Here is a 16,248-nt window from a genome sequence, read left to right on the forward strand (position 1 = left end):
TGCCAGATGGCAGGCTTGGGTCGTGACCGAGATTGACGCAAAGACCGATGCTCTCGTGCCTGCCTGGCTCACCGTTCCCGACATCGCCGAGATGCTCGGTGTCGAGGTGACCCGCGTACGCCAGCTGATCAAGGAAGGCCAGCTCATCGCCGTACGCCGCGGTGAGAACCGCGCGCTGCACATCCCCGCGGCCTTCATCGACGAGGACAAGGTCGTCAAAGGCCTGGTCGGGACCCTGACGCTGCTGCGGGACGACGGCTGGACGGCCGAGGAGATGCTGGAGTGGCTCTTCACGCCCGACGAGACCCTGCCCGGCACCCCCGCGCAGGCGCTGAGCGAGAATCGCGGCACGGAGGTGAAGCGCCGCGCCCAGGCGCTCGCCGTCTGACCTGACACACCACCGTGCGTGCGGGCCGCGGCCCACGGCCCCAGCGGCCGGTCCGCCGCCCGCACGCCACATGCCACACGCCATGCCACACGCCACGACCGCGATCCACTGCCGCCGAGCGGGGGACATCCGGGCCGTGGCGGCGCCCGCGGCGCCACCGCGGCACGCAAGCCAAGGCCGTGCGGCCCCGCGCGGGCCCCGCGCCACCGAACCCTGGGGGACACCAGCATGCCCGGCACCGACGCCACCGCCACCGCCCGATCCCGGCTCGCCGACGCCCGGCTCTACCTGTGCACGGACGCCCGCCGTGACCAGGGCGACCTGCCCGAGTTCCTGGACGCGGTGCTGGCCGGCGGCGTCGACATCGTGCAGCTGCGCGACAAGGGCATGGAGGCGGGGGAGGAGCTGGAGCACCTCGAGGTCTTCGCCGAGGCCTGCGCCCGCCACGGCAGGCTCCTCGCGGTGAACGACCGGGCGGACGTCGCCCACGCCGCCCGCGCCGACGTGCTGCACCTCGGACAGGGCGACCTGCCGGTGCCCGCCGCCCGGGCGATCCTCGGCGACGACGTCCTCGTGGGCCGCTCCACGCACGCCGAGTCCGAGGCCGCCTCCGCCGCCGTCCAGGACGGCGTGGACTACTTCTGCACCGGCCCGTGCTGGCCCACTCCCACCAAGCCCGGCCGCCACGCGCCCGGCCTCGGCCTGGTCCGTCACACGGCGTCCCTGGGCACCGACCGCCCCTGGTTCGCCATCGGCGGCATCGACCTCGGCAACCTCGACGAGGTACTGGAGGCCGGTGCCCGGCGCGTCGTCGTCGTCCGGGCGATCACCGCGGCCGACGACCCGGGCGCGGCGGCCGCCGAGTTCGCGAAGCGACTGCGGCAGGCGTAGATCGAGGACTGTGTCCAAGGAGTGGACAACAACTCGACAATGCGGACAAATATCCCGCATCCGGTTGGGTGACCGCCGCCCCCTGGCTAACCTGCCCGTATGGCCCTCGGAACCGCAACCACCAGGACTGATCGCGCACGCACCGTGCGCGACATGCTCGCGTCCGGCAAGACGACGTACTCGTTCGAGTTCTCCGCGCCGAAGACGGCCAAGGGCGAGAAGAACCTGTGGAGCGCGCTGCGGCGGGTCGAGGCGGTCGCGCCCGACTTCGTCTCCGTGACCTACGGCGCCGGCGGTTCCACACGCGCGGGGACGGTCAAGGAGACCGAGCAGATCGTCGCCGACACGACGCTGACCCCCGTGGCCCACCTCACCGCCGTCGACCACTCCGTCGCCGAGCTGCGCAACATCATCGGTCAGTACGCGGACGCCGGGATCCGCAATATGCTGGCGGTGCGCGGCGACCCGCCCGGCGACCCCACGGCCGACTGGGTCCCGCACCCGCAGGGGCTGACCTACGCCGCCGAACTGGTCCGGCTCATCAAGGAGTCGGGCGACTTCTGCGTCGGCGTCGCGGCCTTCCCGGAGATGCACCCGCGCTCCGCCGACTGGGACACGGACGTGACGCACTTCGTCGACAAGTGCCGGGCCGGCGCCGACTACGCGATCACGCAGATGTTCTTCCAGCCCGAGTCCTACCTGCGCCTGCGCGACCGGGTCGCCGCGGCCGGCTGCGAGACCCCGGTGATTCCCGAGGTCATGCCGGTGACCAGTGTGAAGATGCTGGAGAGGTTGCCAAAGCTCAGCAACGCCTCGTTCCCGGCCGAGCTGAAAGAGCGGATCCTCGGAGCAAAGGACGATCCGACCGCTGTACGCTCCATTGGCATCGAGTTCGCCACGGAGTTCTGCGCGCGGCTACTGGCCGAGGGTGTGCCCGGACTGCACTTCATCACGCTCAACAACTCCACGGCGACCCTGGAAATCTACGAGAACCTGGGCCTGCACCACCCACCGCGGGCCTAGACCGGTCGCACGTATTTACGACACACTGCGTAACGGCCACTGGGAGAGGGGCGTACATGGGCTGGACGGTCCTCTACATCGCGTTCGGCGGCGTCGCACTGTGGCTGCTCGGTGAGGTGCTGCTGCAGTACAAGGCGCGGCTGCGCTACCGGCTGCTCGCCTTCGGCGGCTTCCTCGGTGTCGTGATCGGTGTCCTGATCCCGTCCGTCGTCGTCATCGGGCTGGGCGCGGCCGCCTTCGCGGTCGGTCAGACCTACGTCACGCTGTCGTTCCGCCGAGGCTTCGAGGCCGGCTGGGCGGTCAACGCCCCGTCGAGCCTCGTCGGCAAACGCGGCCGTCCCGAACGCGGCCGCCGGGAACCGACGTTGGAGGTCTCCGGTCTCGAAGCGGCCGAGGGCGCCCGGCACGACCACGACGCCTACGGTGACGGCGCACAGAGCCATGCCGCGGGGCAGGGCGGCCTCCCGTACGGCCACGACGACTACGGCCACGACGACCGCGACGACGTCTTCACCCCGGCCCGCGCGGCCGACCCCACGGCCGCGGAGACCACCGCCGTCTACGAGCCGCAGCCCATGCCGGACGACACCGGCTCGTACGGTGTCTACGCCGACGCCGGCTTCGGCCACGACCAGCAGGCACCGGCCGGGGCCGCGCAGGGCGCCGACCCGTCCTACGCCTACGACTACCCGGGCTACGGGCAGCAGCAGGGGTACGGCTACGACACCGGCGGCCAGCAGCAGTACGCCGCCTACTCCGACCCGTACATCGGCACCCACAACTACAGCGGTGCGTCGTACGACACCGGCTCCTACGACACGACCGGCGGGCAGCAGTACGGCCAGCAGGGCTACGGGCAGGACCAGTACGCCACCGGCACGCCCGGCGGCTACGGCGGCGAGACCCCGGCCGGCGGGGTCTGGGTGCCGCAGCAGCGCAGCACCGACGACCCCTACGGCGGCGAACTCCCGCAGGAGCAGACGTACCCGTACCAGGGCGACGGCCGGCCGCAGGGCCAGAACCAGGGCCAGGGCTACGACGAGCAGTACCGTTTCTGACGCGGCCCGCGTGGCCTCAGCCGCCCGGTGAGGGGCGCCCGCCCGCTCACTGGGAGCCCCGGAACTCCGGTCCCTCCACGACGAGTCCGGCGACCAGCGCGCCCGACATGCCCGCGTGCGGCAGGCCTCCACCGGGGTGGGACCAGCCGCCGGCCGTGAACAGCCCGCCGACGCGCGTGCCGTTCGCCGCGTGCAGCAGGCGTCCGCCGCCCCCCGCCAGCGCCGGAACGGGCACCGCGCCGCCCTCCGCACCGGTCGCCTCCGCGACATCGGCCGGGGTGCGCACCTCCTGCCACAGCAGACGCTCACGCAGATCCGGAATCGCACGCTCGGCGACCTCGACGAGGCGCCCGGCGAGGTCTCCGGCATCGGCCCCGCCGCCGGCGGGCACCACCGAGGTCAGGGTGACCGCCTCGTGGTCCGCGTCCGGGACCAGCGCCGCGTCATCGGGGCGCAGGACCGTGACGGTCGGACGCGCGGGCACGCCGGGTGCCGGGCCGAACAGCGCGTCCAACTCGGCCGCACGGTCCGGCGCGTGCACCACCGTCCGGTGCGCCGTGCCCGGGGGACGGCCGCCGCGCAGCGCCAGCAGCACCGTCAGCCGGCTCGCCCCACCGCGCTGCGCGGGCACCTCGCCGTCGCCCCGCACCGCCGACCCCCCGCACAGGCGGTCCAGCACACCGGGCGCCACACCGGCCACCACGAACTCCGCCTCGGCGACGCCGCCCTCGGCCAGCTCCACCCCCGCCACCCGGCCGTCCTTCTCGACGACTGCCGTGACCTCGGTGCCGAAGCGGAACTCGACCCGGCGGGCCAGACACCGCTCGTACACCGCCCGCGCCAGCTCCCGCAGACCGCCGCCGCGCACATACCACACACCGAAGGCGTACTCCATGTACGGCAGCACGGCGGCGTTCGCCGGGGCGGTGCGGGGGTCCAGGCCGTACGCGAGCGCGTGGCTCTCCAGGAGGGCGGCGAGCCGGGCGTCCCGCAGCTCCCAGGCGCCGACCTCGGCGAGCGTGTCGGCCCGGCGGGTGCGCAGCAGCCGCTTGTGCGGGACCGCGGGATAGGGCTCGCGCTCGGCCAGCACCTCCCAGTTCGGCCACAGCGGCTCCTCCAGGAGCGGGCGGCGCGTCCGGTCCCAGGTCTCCCGGGCCCGCACCAGGAAGTCGCCCCAGCGCTGTCCGGCGGCCCGGCCGAGCGCCTCGTCCAGGGAGGCGACGACGCCCGCCCGGGAGGCGTTCGGCAGGGAGACCTCCGTGCCGTCCGCGAACACGTGCCGTGCCGACGGGTCGACCTGGACCAGCTCGACACACGCCTCCAGCGGCTCCTTGCCGGTCTTGACGAACAGATCGCGCCACACCGCGGGCAGGGGCAGCAGACCGGGGCCGGTGTCGAAGGAGAAGCCGTCCCGCTCGAAGCGGCCCAGGGCGCCGCCGTACGTCCGAGCCCGCTCGTACACCGCCACCCGGTGGCCCGCGACGGCCAGCCGGGCGGCGGCCGCCATCGCGCCCATCCCGGCGCCGATCACCGCAATCCGTGCCATGCCAGGGACTTTATCCGCCGCCACCGACAATCCGGCCCCAGGGGCCACCGGGCCGCACACCTGCGGGAACGGCCGGACACCTGCGGGAACGGCCGGACACCTGCGGGAACGGCCGGCGACCGACCAGTTCCGGGTACCGCGACGGGCGCGCGTGACCGGCCGGGGACACACCGCTGTGGGCCGGGGTACGCACGACTGAGTACCCGTACCTAGCCCGGTAGATGAGTACCCGCGCGGATGGGCCACCACCTGCGAGAACGAGAGAGTGGAGGCACGGAGAGGGGCACGGCTCCGGAACCGGCGACACGGGGCGCCGGAACGGAGCCGGGCCCGCGATCCGCTCCTTCCGCCGACCGCGGTCGGCGGGAGCGAGGCACGGGGGATCCCGGGGGAACGACCGAGGACGGGAGTTCCGACGGGGGGACGTACGGGGGAGCAGGAGAAGGCGCCGGTCCGACGGTGGCCCGCGGGGGACGCGGCCACCACGGGCCGGCGCTCTTCGCACGCGGCCGGTCATCCGGGCGCGGTCCCCGGCTCAGGGGCGTCCGCTCACGCGCCCCTGCAGCAGCCGCGACAGGGCCGCGTGCACGTCGTCGAGGGAGCGTTCCGCCTGGAACGCCTTCCAGTCCAGCGCCGCCACCAGGACCATGCCGACCAGCGCCGCAGCGGTCAGCGGTACGTCGATCTCCTCGCTGAACTCACCGCTCGCCACGCCCTCGCGCAGCACGCCCTCCACCACCGCGACGGCCTCCTGCCGGACCACCAGCAGCGTGGACTGCCAGGCCCGGTTGGTCCGCCACAGCTCGGCCACGTAGAGCTGGGTGAAGGCCGGGTAGCGGTCGATGAAGACGAGCCCCGCGCGGACCATCGCGTCCAGGGCGTCGACCCGGCCGCGGCCCTCCCGCGCCGTCCGCTGTGCCGCCTCCCGCAGCGACGCGGTGAGGAGCCCGACACCATGGCGCAGCAACTCCTCGAAGAGGACGGACTTGCTGGCGAAGTTGTAGTAGACCGTGCCCTTCGCGACCCCGGCGCGTTCGGCGATCTCGTCCACGGTGGTGGCGGAGAAGCCCTGCTCGGCGATGAGGGTGACGGCCGCCTCGTAGAGCTTCTGCCGGGTGGCCTCGCGACGGCTGCCGCCGTGCGTGGCGGCGCTGCTGCTTTCCATGGTCCCGATTGTCACAGCACCTTTCCGGACCAGCCGACTCGAACCTACGACCGAAGCAAAAGTCCAGGTCGGGGCGGATTGTCAGTGGCATACCTCACGATGGGCACATACGGCACCTCCTGCCCGGGCGTGCCGTCACGGAGACGACAGGAGGATCGTCATGGCCCACTCGTCCGCAGCCGCCGCCCGGCGGCGCCGCGCGGCCGGCCCTGCACCCTCACTGACCGGCCCGGCGAGCGACGTGCACCCCGTGCTCCGCCGGACGACCGCCCCGCCCGCCGCCCTCGACCTGCTCGCCCAGGCCCGGACCGGACTGGAGGAGGCCACCGTCCTCGAAACGCCGAACGAGCGCTACGCGACGGCCCATCTCGCCGCCCTGCGCACCGCGGCCGCGGTGCTCGCCGCACGAGGCCGTCCCGAGACCACCCCACGGGCCCGGGCCCGCATCCGCAGCGCCTGGGAAGTGCTGCCCGAGATCGCCCCCGAGCTCTCCGACTGGAGCGCGCTGTTCGCCGCGGGCGCCCGGCGCCGGGCGCGGGCCGAGGCGGGCATCCAGGGCGCCGCCAACCGGCGTGACGCCGACGACCTGATACGCGACGTGGCGATGTTCCTGCGCCTCGTGGAGCGGATGCTGGTCCTCCAGCCGGTGCTGCCCCAGCCCCGCCCCGACGCGGACCGGCCGGAGACGGACCGGCCGGACACGGACCGCCCCGCCGCCGACCGGCCCGGCGCCGACCACCCATCCGCCGACCGGCCGGGCTTGAGCGGACCGGGCTCCGACGGACCGGGCTCCGACCGTCCGGGAGGCGGCCGGGCGGGAGACGGCCGGGCGGGTCACCACCTGCCGGACGTGGGATGAGTGCTTCGGCGAAGGGGGCCCGGGCTCCCGCGGGGCCGGTGGTACGGGATGACCGGTCGGCGCACCGGAGGCAATAGGGTGGGAGGCGCCTGAAGCCTGCCCCTTCCCGGTACCCGGGCCGGGGCGGCAGCCCGTTCGCTCCGCCCGTGCCGAGGCGGTGCCGCGCCGAGGAGTCAACTGCCGTGTCGGACCCGATGCGCCCGCCCGTCTCCCCCCACCGCCCGCAGACGGCGTCGCCGCGCTCGGAGCCCTCTCGTTCCCGCGCCGCCCTGCGTACCGCTGTGGTCTGGGACGTTCTCCAGGACGCCCTCGACCGTCGGGTCAAGGCCACGGGCCGCCAGGCGCTGGACGTCCTGGACACCGGAGGCGGCAGCGGCAACTTCGCCGTGCCCGTGGCCCGCCTCGGCCACCGCGTCACCGTCGTCGACCCGAGCCCCAACGCGCTGTTCGCCCTGGAGCGCCGCGCCGCCGAGGCCGACGTCGCCGACCGTGTGCGGGGCGTCCAGGGAGACGCCCACGGCCTCTTCGACGTGGTCGAGCGCGGCGGCTACGACGTGGTGCTGTGCCACGGCGTCCTGGAGTACGTGGACGACCCCGCGGAGGGCATCCGCAACGTGGTGGCCGCCCTGCGCGCCGAGGGCGTCCTCAGCCTGCTCGCCGCGGGCCTCGGCGGGGCCGTGCTCGCGCGTGCCCTCGCCGGCCACTTCACGGAGGCCCGGCAGGCCCTCGGTGACCCGGACGGCCGCTGGGGCACGGGTGATCCCGTGCCGCGCCGGTTCACCGCCGAACAGCTCACCGGACTGGTCGAGGCCGCGGGGCTGCGGATCGGCGCCGTGCACGGCGTACGGGTCTTCGCCGACCTCGTTCCGGGAGTACTGGTGGACACGGAGCCCGGAGCCATGGAGGCGCTGCTGAAGCTGGAGGCCGCGGCGGCCGAACTCGCCGCGTTCCACTCCGTGGCCACCCAGCTTCACGTGCTCGGTGAGACGCGAGGGACCCAGGAGGCCTGAGCCGCCCGGTGGGGTAAGGCGCTGATCAGGGACGCGACTGCAGATGGAGTACGCCACAGGCCCCCCGAACGGCGGCCAGTCGCCGTATGATCGAGGGAGACCGCCCGGCATGACGGGTCGGCCGCTGGGGAATGGGAACTTCAGCGAGCCGGCACGGCCATGACGGAGACCGGTTGGCCAATTGGCGTAGAGGGGCGGGTTTCACGGGGGCGATTCCCTGCCTATCCTGAAGGGACCCCCCCGGGTCGCCCCGGCGACTGCACGATGAGGAGGACTCCGTGCCGCTCTCGGAGCACGAGCAGCGAATGCTCGAGCAGATGGAGCGAGCGCTGTACGCCGAAGATCCCAAGTTCGCGACAGCGCTCGAGGGAAGCGGGCTGCGTACGTACACCCGGCGACGGGTCTACCAAGCGGTCGCGGGCTTCCTCGTAGGTATTGCGCTCCTCATGGCCGGTATGGTCGCCCAGCAGGTCTGGCTCAGTGTGGTGGGCTTCCTCGTCATGCTGGGCTGCGCGGTTCTCGCCGTGACCGGCTGGCGCAAGGCCCCGAAGCCGGGCGAGCAGCCCGCCGCCGGCGCAGGTGGTGGCGGGGCCGGTGGAGGCGGTGCCGGAGGTGGACCGCAGGCGCGCCGTCAGGGGCGGCAGAAGCGCTCCATGATGGACCGCATCGACGAGCGCTGGCAGCGCCGCAGGGATGAGCAGCAGGGCGGCCAGTAGCCTCCCAGCAGCCGCTCAGCAGAACATCCGCGTGAGGGGGTGACCACCGTCCGGGTGGTCACCCCCTCACGCGTACCCATGTGTGCCGGAGGTGCCGGAGGTGCCGGAGGCCGCGGAGCGGGGGCGGTCGGTCACCCGGCGAGCGCGATGGGTGTCCCGGAGGGGACACGGTGGGCAGCCCGACGGGTCCGGGCCGGGCCGGGGCCGGCGCATCCGCGCGGGCTTGGCGCCCCTGGCCGCCCAGTGCAGAGCCTCTGGCAGCCCAGGCCACACCACCGACTCGTCTCCACGTCCCGGTCCCGCGCGGGACGCGGCCCCGCTCCGTGGGTTCAGCCCGGTCGGTCCGGCCGGTGGGTTCAGCCCCGTCGGTCCGGCCCGTGGGCTCAGCCCGGTCGGTCCGGACCGACTTCGGCCCGTCGGCTCTCAGCCCTGCTGCCCCGATGCCTTCCGCCACGTGGGCCGGGCCGCCACGGCCCGCTGCTTCAACGCCGCCCACCGGGCCGAGACCGCCCAGACCACCCGCACGGTCGAACGCGGTGCGAACCGTGCGCGCAGCCGCGTGCCACGGCCGACCGCGGCCCGCAGACCGGCGCTCGCCCGGTGGACGTCCTCCGTGAGACCCGCCGTCAGGCGCGGCCGGGGCGCGTAGAGAACCTGCTCCACGGCATCCGCGACCCGGTGCACCGCCGCCGCGGCCGTCGGCTCGAGCCGGCCGAGCCGAACGATCCGAGCCGCCGCCTTGCGCGGGGTCTGAGACTCCTCCGGCAGGATCCCGAAGTCCCATGCCGTATCGGTCAGCTCCTGCCAGACCGCGAGGGTGTGCGGCCCCGCGTCCGCCTCGGCGCGGCCGTGCGCCCCCAGCCGTACCGACCGGGTGCGCAGCCGCCACAGCATCGGCGCGAGCGGGATCAGCGGCACCGCGAGCCCGCCCAGGACCCAGGCCAGCACCCCGTACCACTTCGGACCGTCCCCGCCCGTGACCGGCACGGCCACCGCCGACTCGCCACCACAGGCGTCCAGCTTCTTGTCCTGGGCCGTGCAGCTCTCGCTCGTCGAGGGCGCCGCCGACGGCTCCGTCTCCGCGTTCCGGGACGGCAGCGCGGGGTCCGGAACGGTGCTGCCCGGCGTCTCCGTCTGCGTGTACGACGGGGTCGTCCCGCGGGTCGGCGTCGGCTCGAAGCGGGTCCAGCCCACGCCCTCGAAGTACACCTCGGGCCAGGCGTGGGCGTCCCGCAGCCCCACCGACACCGAGCCGTCCGCCTGCGGGGAGCCCGGCGCGAAGCCGACCGCCACCCTGGCCGGTATGTCCAGGGAGCGGGCCATGGCCGCCATGGCGAAGGAGAAGTGGACGCAGAAGCCCTGCTTGTCCTTGAGGAAGCGGGCGATCGCCTGCGAGCCGCTGCCGACCTTGACCTCGGTGTCGTACTCGAAACCGCCGTTGACCGCGAAGTACTCCTGGAGCTTGACCGCCTGCTCGTAGGAGTTCGCCGCGCCCGCGGTGACCTGGCGGGCGGTTTCGGAGACCACCTCGGGCAGCGAGTCCGGCAGCTCGGTGTGCTCCCGCTTCAGTGCCGCGGGCGGCGGCGGAGCGGCGGCGAGCTGGTCCGCCGTCGGCTGCACGTTCAGGCTCCGCACCTCGTACGTCAGCCCGCGCGTGTTCTGCCCGTGGTCGCCGACCAGTGTCATGCCGACGGGCTCGTAGCGCCAGCTGCCCGCGATGCGCACGCCGCTCGGCGGGTACGGCATCGGCAGCCAGTCCTGGGCGTACCAGTCCGCGGCCGAGATGGTGGTCCGGGTCTCCACCCGCTTGGTGTCGGGGCCGAGGCCGACCGGTGTGGGGAACGAGCCGTCCGGCACGGCGGTGATGTGCCGCTTGGACGGCTTCCAGGTGGTGCCGTCGAAGTCGTCCAGGGAGACGATGCGCAGGTACAGGTTCGACAGGTCCTCCGAGTCGGTGTCGACGGAGAGGACCTCCCGGTTCTCGTCGACGTTGAGGCTGTCGCGCAGGGAGACCAGGGGGTTCACCGCGGAGATCGTGCCGCCGCCCCCGCTCCCGGAGCCGACGCCCGTCTTGGCGCTGTCCAGCAGCCCGCCGTCCATCGCGGGCAGGGCGAGCGGTACCACCAGGGCGACGCCCAGCGCGAACGCGCCGATGCGCCGCCCGGTGCGGACCGGGGCGACCGCGCCGCTCCGCTCCCCGCCCGGAGTGCGCGGTGTGCCGCCGAAGACCCGGCCCCACTGCGAGAGCCGGTCACGTCCCTCGGCCAGGAGCAGCATCAGGTAGCCGGCCGCCGCGACGAGGAACCACAGCCAGTCGGTGCCGCCCTCGGACAGCCCCGCGGCCACCGAGTACAGCGCGAGCAGCGGCAGCCCGGCGGGGGCGGCGCTGCGGAAGGTCACCGCGAGGGCGTCCACCAGCAGCCCGATCACCAGGACACCGCCGACCAGCATCAGCCGGATGCCGTCGGACTCCAGCGGCGCCGGGATCGCGTACCGGGCGATGTCGTCGCCGCCCTGTCGCAGCAGGTCGGCGAAGCGCTGGAAGGCCTGCGGGCCGGGGACCAGCCCGGCGAGCGCCTGCTGCCGGGCGAAGACCAGGGTCAGGAACACCAGCGTGACCAGGGCCTGCGCGGCGATGGTCAGCGGCCGGGCCAGCGGAACCCGGCGGGCCGCCGCGCCCACCCCGGACTGGACCGCCAGCAGCAGCGCGGCCTGCAGGATCCAGGTGGCCGGGTCGACCAGGGGCAGCAGCGCGCACGCCGCCATCAACGTGGCCGCCCACGCGCACAACGCCAGCCGCGCCCGCCCGCTCATCGCGTGCCCTCCCGGCCGGTGGCCGTCGTGGGCCCGGTGTGCTCGTGGCCCGCCGGTGGCCGGTGTCGCTCAGGCGTGCCTGCCCGGGCGTGTGCCGCAGGTCGTTCCGTCGCGCTCATCGCGTGCCCTCCCCGCCGCTCGCCGCCGTCAGGCCCGTGCGTTCGTGGTCCGCCAGGCGCCACAGCTCCTCCATGGTGGCCCCCCGTGGCACGATCACGGCGGTCCAGCCCGCCTCGCGCAGCATCCGCAGCCGTTCCTCGCCCCTGTCCGACGGACCGGGCACGTCGGCCGGTTCCCGCGCCCAGGTCTCACTGTCCAGGACGAAGGCGACCGCGCCGCCGCTGCGCTGCCGCATCTTGGCGGCCACCGTGGCCTGCTCCTCGTCCAGGTCGCCGAAGAACGCCACCAGCAGCCCCTCGTTCCCGCCGCGCAGCATGTCGTACCCCTGGGACAGGCCCGTGCTGTCGGAGTGGTCGATCACCGCGAGGGTGTCCATCATCAGCCCGGCCGCGTCGGCCGTGCCCTGGCTCGCGCCGGCGAAGCCGTCGGTGCCCTCGCCGGGCACCGAGTTGCCGGTGTCCGTGAGCAGCCGGACGGAGAAGCCCCGCTCCAGCATGTGCACCAGCACGGAGGCGGCGCCGGAGACCGCCCACTCGAAGGCCGAGTCGGGCCCGGTGCCTTCGTAGGCCACGACCCGGGTGTCCAGGAGCACCGTGCAGCGGGCGCGCTGCGGCTGCTCCTCGCGGCGCACCATCAGCTCGCCGTAGCGCGCGGTGGAGCGCCAGTGCACGCGGCGCAGGTCGTCGCCGTAGCGGTACCCGCGCGGAATCACGTCGTCGTCGCCCGCCAGCGCGAGCGAGCGCTGCCGGCCCTCCCCGTATCCCTTGGCCTCTCCGCTCAGCCGCACCGGAGGCAGCGCCTCCACGCGCGGGATCACGGTCAGGGTGTCGTACGTCGAGAAGGAGCGGGTCAGCTCGCACAGCCCGAACGGGTCGGTCAGGCGCAACTGGAGCGGGCCCAGCGGATAGCGTCCGCGCAGGTCCGAGCGGACCCGGTAGGACACCTCGCGGCGACCGCCCGGCTCCACCCGGTCGAGTACGAAGCGGGGGCGCGGTCCGAGGACGTAGGGCACCCGGTCCTGGAGCATCAGCAGGCCGGTGGGGAGCCGCGAGACGTTGTCGACTCGCAGATGCACCCGGGCCTCGCTGCCCGCGGGCACCCGCCCGGGGGAGAGCCGGCGGCTGCCCGCGACCCGGTACCGGGTGCGGTAGAGCACGGTCGCGCAGACCAGCGGCAGCACACCCAGCAGCAGTCCCACCCGGAGCAGGTCGCTCTGGCCGAGGACGTAGGCACAGACCGCGGCGGCGATGCCCGCGGCGAGGAAGGAGCGCCCGCGGGTGGTCAGCCCGGTCAGGGCGGTACGGATGCCGCCGCCCTCGCCCCGGTCGTCCTGTGACCGGTCCGTCCCCCCGGCGTCCATCACAGCCTCCGCGGCGCTTGGTGGTCGTACGTCGACGAGCCGCGGCCGGTGCCGAAGCCCGTGGCCTGCTGGGATGCCGCGGGCACCGGGGTGCGCTGGAGGATCTCCTGGACGACCTGCTCGGCGGTGCGGCGGTTCAGCTGCGCCTGGGCGGTGGGCAGCAGGCGGTGGGCCAGGACGGCGACCGCGAGGGCCTGCACGTCGTCCGGCAGCGCGTACTCCCGGCCGCTCAGGGCGGCGGACGCCTTCGCCGCGCGCAGCAGATGCAGCGTGGCGCGCGGCGAGGCGCCGAGTCTGAGATCCGGGTGGGTGCGCGTGGCGGCGACCAGGTCCACGGCGTACCGCCGGACCGGGTCGGCGACATGGACGCCCCGGACCGCCTCGATCAGCTTCAGGATCTCGTGCGCGTGCGCCACCGGTTGCAGGTCGTCCAGCGGGTTCACCCCGCCGTGCACGTCGAGCATCTGCAACTCGGCGTCCGGGCTGGGATAGCCGATGGAGACGCGCGCCATGAAACGGTCGCGCTGGGCCTCCGGCAGCGGGTAGGTGCCCTCCATCTCGACCGGGTTCTGCGTCGCCACCACCATGAAGGGGCTGGGCAGCTCGTAGGTCTGGCCGTCGATGGTGACCTGTCGCTCCTCCATCGACTCCAGCAGGGCGGACTGCGTCTTCGGCGAGGCGCGGTTGATCTCGTCGCCGATGACCACCTGCGCGAAGATCGCGCCCGGTTTGAACTCGAAGTCCCGGCGCTGCTGGTCCCAGATGGACACCCCGGTGATGTCCGACGGCAGCAGGTCCGGCGTGAACTGGATCCGGCGCACGGAACAGTCGATGGACCGCGCCAGCGCCTTGGCCAGCATGGTCTTGCCGACTCCCGGGACGTCCTCGATCAGCAGGTGTCCCTCGGCGAGCAGCACGGTCAGCGAGAGCCTCACGACCTCGGGCTTGCCCTCGATCACGCTCTCCACCGAACCGCGCACCCGCTCGACCACAGCGGTCAGATCATCCCCAACCCTTGAATACGCTTGGGCGGGGGCGCCCCCATGGCTCGCCTGATCGTCATAGGTCGTCACCGGCCCTCCTCGGCCTTTCCCCGCGCTTCCTGGGAAGCGGGAGTACCCCAACTTGCCGGGCGGGCCCCCGCATCGCGGACCGGCCCACCCCGAATCACGGACAGCGCGCGAAAATAGTTCCGCACGACACCACTTCCCCGCATTCTTGCTGCCGTTACCGATTCGTGTCACTCGCCTGTGGACAACTGGCCGCGATATGTCGGGCCTTGCGTCCTTTGCGGCGCTTGCGCGGCGGGACTCGTCGGGGTGGGCGACGGGATCAGGCGGGGTCGACCTCGCGCAGCAGGCCCGTCCTCACGTCGAAGACGAAGCCGCGCACGTCCTCGGTGTGCAGCAGGAACGGCGAGGTACGCACCCGCTCCATCGACTGCCGCACGTCCTGGTCGGCGTCCCGGAAGGCCTCCACCGCCCACGCCGGGCGCTGGCCGACCTCCAGCTCCAGATCGTGCCGGAACTCCTCGGTGATGGACTCCATGCCGCAGCCGGTGTGGTGGATGAGGGCCACACTGCGGGTGCCGAGCGCCCGCTGGCTGATGGTGAGCGAGCGGATCACGTCGTCGGTGACGACACCGCCCGCGTTGCGGATGGTGTGGCAGTCACCGAGCGCCAGGCCGAGCGCCGCGTGCAGGTCGAGACGCGCGTCCATACAGGCCACGACGGCGACGCGCTGTACGGGGCGGGCGTCCATCCCGGGGTCGGTGAACGCGGCGGCGTAGCGCTTGTTCGCCTCGACGAGCCGGTCGGTGACGGTGTGGTCGCCGACCGTGGCGGATCCGGAGCCGGCGGGTACCGATGCAGAAGTCGTCATATCCATGACGTTACTGGCCGTCCCCCCGCGCGGCCCGCTGTGAAGCGGGACAAAGAACGCCATCGAGGCCGGTTGTGAGCCAACCCACAGGGGGAGCGGACGCGTCCGTACGAGTGAAAAGCCGTACGGCACCGGTTTGCGGACGCCGTACCCGCGACGCGCAGGCCGGTTGATTGACCGGGCGACAGGGTGGACTAAAGTGACGCGAAGCGGGAGGCGAGGCTCTCCCTGCTGGACTGAAATCCCCGGAGACCTGGGCGACGTCCCGCCAGATCTCCCCACGTGCGCGGCGCGTACGTACGGCTCGGCCTCCTCCCGCTCCCGGCCGGCCGACGCTTTTGGCGCCGGCAGGCCTCCCCTTCACGAGCGGGAGGGGACCCGGCGGTGCGTGACGCCGCGCCGGACCTGAGAGGCCGCCCCACTTGAGCCAGAGTCGACACGTCCCGGTGATGCTCCAGCGGTGTCTGGACCTGCTGGAGCCCGCCCTGACGGAGCCGGGCGCCGTGGTCGTCGACTGCACGCTGGGACTCGGCGGGCACAGCGAGGCGCTCCTCGAACGCTTCCCCGAGGCCCGGCTCGTCGCCCTCGACCGGGACAAGGAGGCCCTGCGCCTGTCCGGCGAGCGGCTCGCGCCGCACGGTGAGCGCGCCACCCTCGTGCACGCCGTGTACGACGAGCTGCCCGACGTACTGGACCGGCTCGGCATCCCGCGCGTCCAGGGCGTGCTGTTCGACCTCGGCGTGTCCTCCATGCAGCTCGACGAGGCGGACCGCGGCTTCGCCTACGCCCAGGACGCCCCGCTCGACATGCGGATGGACCAGACGACCGGCATGAGCGCCGCCGAGGTCCTCAACACCTACCCGCCGGGCGAACTGGTCCGCATCCTGCGCGCGTACGGCGAGGAGAAGCAGGCCAAGCGCATCGTGTCCGCGGTCGTGCGCGAGCGCGAGAAGGAGCCGTTCAGCAACAGCGCGCGCCTCGTGGAACTGATCCGCGCCGCGCTGCCGCAGGCCGCCAAGCGCACCGGCGGCAACCCGGCCAAGCGCACCTTCCAGGCCCTGCGCATCGAGGTCAACGGGGAGCTGTCCGTCCTGGAGCGGGCGATCCCGGCCGCCGTCGAGGCCCTCGGCGTGGGCGGGCGGATCGCCGTGCTGTCGTACCACTCCCTGGAGGACCGGCTGGTCAAGCAGGTGTTCGCGGCCGGCGCCGCCAACACGGCGCCGCCCGGACTGCCGGTCGTTCCCGAACGCTACGCGCCCCGGCTCAAGCTCCTCACCCGTGGTGCCGAACTTCCCACCGAGGAGGAGATCGCCGAGAACCGGCGGGCGGCACCGGCACGGCTGCGCGGAGCCCAGCGCATCAGGGAGTCCATCGGGTGAAACGAGCGAGGCAGGCCAGGAGCGGGCCCGGACGGCCC

At 73.6% G+C, this 16,248-nt stretch carries 14 protein-coding genes; 8 read left to right on the forward strand and 6 right to left on the reverse strand.

Annotation, left to right across the window (positions count from 1 at the left end; genetic code table 11):
- The first annotated feature begins 22 nt into the window (after nucleotides 1-22).
- From QC283_RS21570 to QC283_RS21585, 4 genes are all read left to right on the forward strand, one after another.
- Nucleotides 23-388, forward strand: a complete 366-nt coding sequence (locus QC283_RS21570) for an Rv2175c family DNA-binding protein (RefSeq protein ID WP_279563248.1) — start codon at nucleotides 23-25, stop codon at nucleotides 386-388.
- 228 nt (nucleotides 389-616) lie between these two features.
- The gene (thiE, locus tag QC283_RS21575; RefSeq protein WP_279563249.1) at nucleotides 617-1,279 is read left to right on the forward strand and encodes a thiamine phosphate synthase; all 663 of its coding nucleotides are present in this window, start codon (nucleotides 617-619) and stop codon (nucleotides 1,277-1,279) included.
- Between the two features lie 99 nt (nucleotides 1,280-1,378).
- Nucleotides 1,379-2,302, forward strand: a complete 924-nt coding sequence (gene metF / locus QC283_RS21580; protein WP_279563250.1) for a methylenetetrahydrofolate reductase [NAD(P)H] — start codon at nucleotides 1,379-1,381, stop codon at nucleotides 2,300-2,302.
- Nucleotides 2,303-2,358: 56 nt separating this feature from the next.
- Nucleotides 2,359-3,360, forward strand: a complete 1,002-nt coding sequence (locus QC283_RS21585; protein WP_279563251.1) for an SCO2102 family sporulation regulator — start codon at nucleotides 2,359-2,361, stop codon at nucleotides 3,358-3,360.
- A gap of 46 nt (nucleotides 3,361-3,406) precedes the next feature.
- Here the strand turns inward: QC283_RS21585 and QC283_RS21590 are convergent, their stop codons facing one another.
- Together QC283_RS21590 and QC283_RS21595 are read right to left on the reverse strand one after the other, a co-directional pair.
- Complete coding sequence (locus QC283_RS21590) at nucleotides 3,407-4,906, reverse strand: phytoene desaturase family protein (protein WP_279563252.1); 1,500 nt, start codon at nucleotides 4,904-4,906, stop codon at nucleotides 3,407-3,409.
- 535 nt (nucleotides 4,907-5,441) lie between these two features.
- Nucleotides 5,442-6,071 carry a TetR/AcrR family transcriptional regulator gene (locus QC283_RS21595; RefSeq protein WP_279563253.1) on the reverse strand — a complete coding sequence of 210 codons (630 nt, stop codon included), beginning with the start codon at nucleotides 6,069-6,071 and terminating at the stop codon, nucleotides 5,442-5,444.
- Nucleotides 6,072-6,231: 160 nt separating this feature from the next.
- On the opposite strand from QC283_RS21595, the gene QC283_RS21600 reads away from it, so the two are divergent.
- From QC283_RS21600 to QC283_RS21610, 3 genes are all read left to right on the forward strand, one after another.
- The gene (locus tag QC283_RS21600) at nucleotides 6,232-6,930 is read left to right on the forward strand and encodes an SAV_6107 family HEPN domain-containing protein (RefSeq protein WP_279563254.1); all 699 of its coding nucleotides are present in this window, start codon (nucleotides 6,232-6,234) and stop codon (nucleotides 6,928-6,930) included.
- Nucleotides 6,931-7,112: 182 nt separating this feature from the next.
- Nucleotides 7,113-7,940, forward strand: a complete 828-nt coding sequence (locus QC283_RS21605) for a methyltransferase (protein WP_279563255.1) — start codon at nucleotides 7,113-7,115, stop codon at nucleotides 7,938-7,940.
- Nucleotides 7,941-8,218: 278 nt separating this feature from the next.
- Nucleotides 8,219-8,656, forward strand: a complete 438-nt coding sequence (locus QC283_RS21610; protein WP_279563256.1) for a DUF3040 domain-containing protein — start codon at nucleotides 8,219-8,221, stop codon at nucleotides 8,654-8,656.
- 423 nt (nucleotides 8,657-9,079) lie between these two features.
- On the opposite strand, the gene QC283_RS21615 is transcribed toward QC283_RS21610, so the two are convergent.
- From QC283_RS21615 to QC283_RS21630, 4 genes are all read right to left on the reverse strand, one after another.
- Entirely contained in the window at nucleotides 9,080-11,470 is a 2,391-nt protein-coding gene (locus tag QC283_RS21615; RefSeq protein ID WP_279563257.1) for a transglutaminase TgpA family protein, read from the reverse strand.
- A 115-nt stretch (nucleotides 11,471-11,585) separates the two neighbouring features.
- Nucleotides 11,586-12,950, reverse strand: coding sequence for a DUF58 domain-containing protein (locus QC283_RS21620; RefSeq protein WP_279563258.1), 1,365 nt, complete (start codon nucleotides 12,948-12,950; stop codon nucleotides 11,586-11,588).
- On the reverse strand, nucleotides 12,950-14,023 hold the full coding sequence (locus QC283_RS21625) for an AAA family ATPase (RefSeq protein ID WP_383527511.1): 1,074 nt from the start codon (nucleotides 14,021-14,023) through the stop codon (nucleotides 12,950-12,952). The genes QC283_RS21620 and QC283_RS21625 overlap by 1 nt, the downstream gene beginning before the upstream one ends.
- Before the next feature lie 259 nt (nucleotides 14,024-14,282).
- Nucleotides 14,283-14,831, reverse strand: coding sequence for a beta-class carbonic anhydrase (locus tag QC283_RS21630; RefSeq protein ID WP_279563260.1), 549 nt, complete (start codon nucleotides 14,829-14,831; stop codon nucleotides 14,283-14,285).
- A gap of 422 nt (nucleotides 14,832-15,253) precedes the next feature.
- Here QC283_RS21630 and rsmH point away from each other — a divergent pair, with 422 nt between their 5' ends.
- Nucleotides 15,254-16,210, forward strand: coding sequence for a 16S rRNA (cytosine(1402)-N(4))-methyltransferase RsmH (rsmH, locus tag QC283_RS21635; RefSeq protein WP_279563261.1), 957 nt, complete (start codon nucleotides 15,254-15,256; stop codon nucleotides 16,208-16,210).
- Nucleotides 16,211-16,248: the final 38 nt, after the last annotated feature.

This window comes from Streptomyces sp. DH41, assembly GCF_029813785.1.
Taxonomy (GTDB): Bacteria; Actinomycetota; Actinomycetes; order Streptomycetales; family Streptomycetaceae; genus Streptomyces.

Excerpts from the sequence above, each read along its gene's own strand:
- QC283_RS21595 (WP_279563253.1), bottom strand. The coding sequence starts at position 6,071 with ATGGAAAGCAGCAGCGCCGCCACGCACGGCGGCAGCCGTCGCGAGGCC.
- QC283_RS21630 (WP_279563260.1), bottom strand. The coding sequence starts at position 14,831 with ATGACGACTTCTGCATCGGTACCCGCCGGCTCCGGATCCGCCACGGTC.
- thiE (WP_279563249.1), top strand. The coding sequence starts at position 617 with ATGCCCGGCACCGACGCCACCGCCACCGCCCGATCCCGGCTCGCCGAC.
- QC283_RS21620 (WP_279563258.1), bottom strand. The coding sequence starts at position 12,950 with ATGGACGCCGGGGGGACGGACCGGTCACAGGACGACCGGGGCGAGGGC.
- QC283_RS21590 (WP_279563252.1), bottom strand. The coding sequence starts at position 4,906 with ATGGCACGGATTGCGGTGATCGGCGCCGGGATGGGCGCGATGGCGGCC.
- metF (WP_279563250.1), top strand. The coding sequence starts at position 1,379 with ATGGCCCTCGGAACCGCAACCACCAGGACTGATCGCGCACGCACCGTG.
- QC283_RS21585 (WP_279563251.1), top strand. The coding sequence starts at position 2,359 with ATGGGCTGGACGGTCCTCTACATCGCGTTCGGCGGCGTCGCACTGTGG.
- QC283_RS21615 (WP_279563257.1), bottom strand. The coding sequence starts at position 11,470 with ATGAGCGGGCGGGCGCGGCTGGCGTTGTGCGCGTGGGCGGCCACGTTG.
- QC283_RS21600 (WP_279563254.1), top strand. The coding sequence starts at position 6,232 with ATGGCCCACTCGTCCGCAGCCGCCGCCCGGCGGCGCCGCGCGGCCGGC.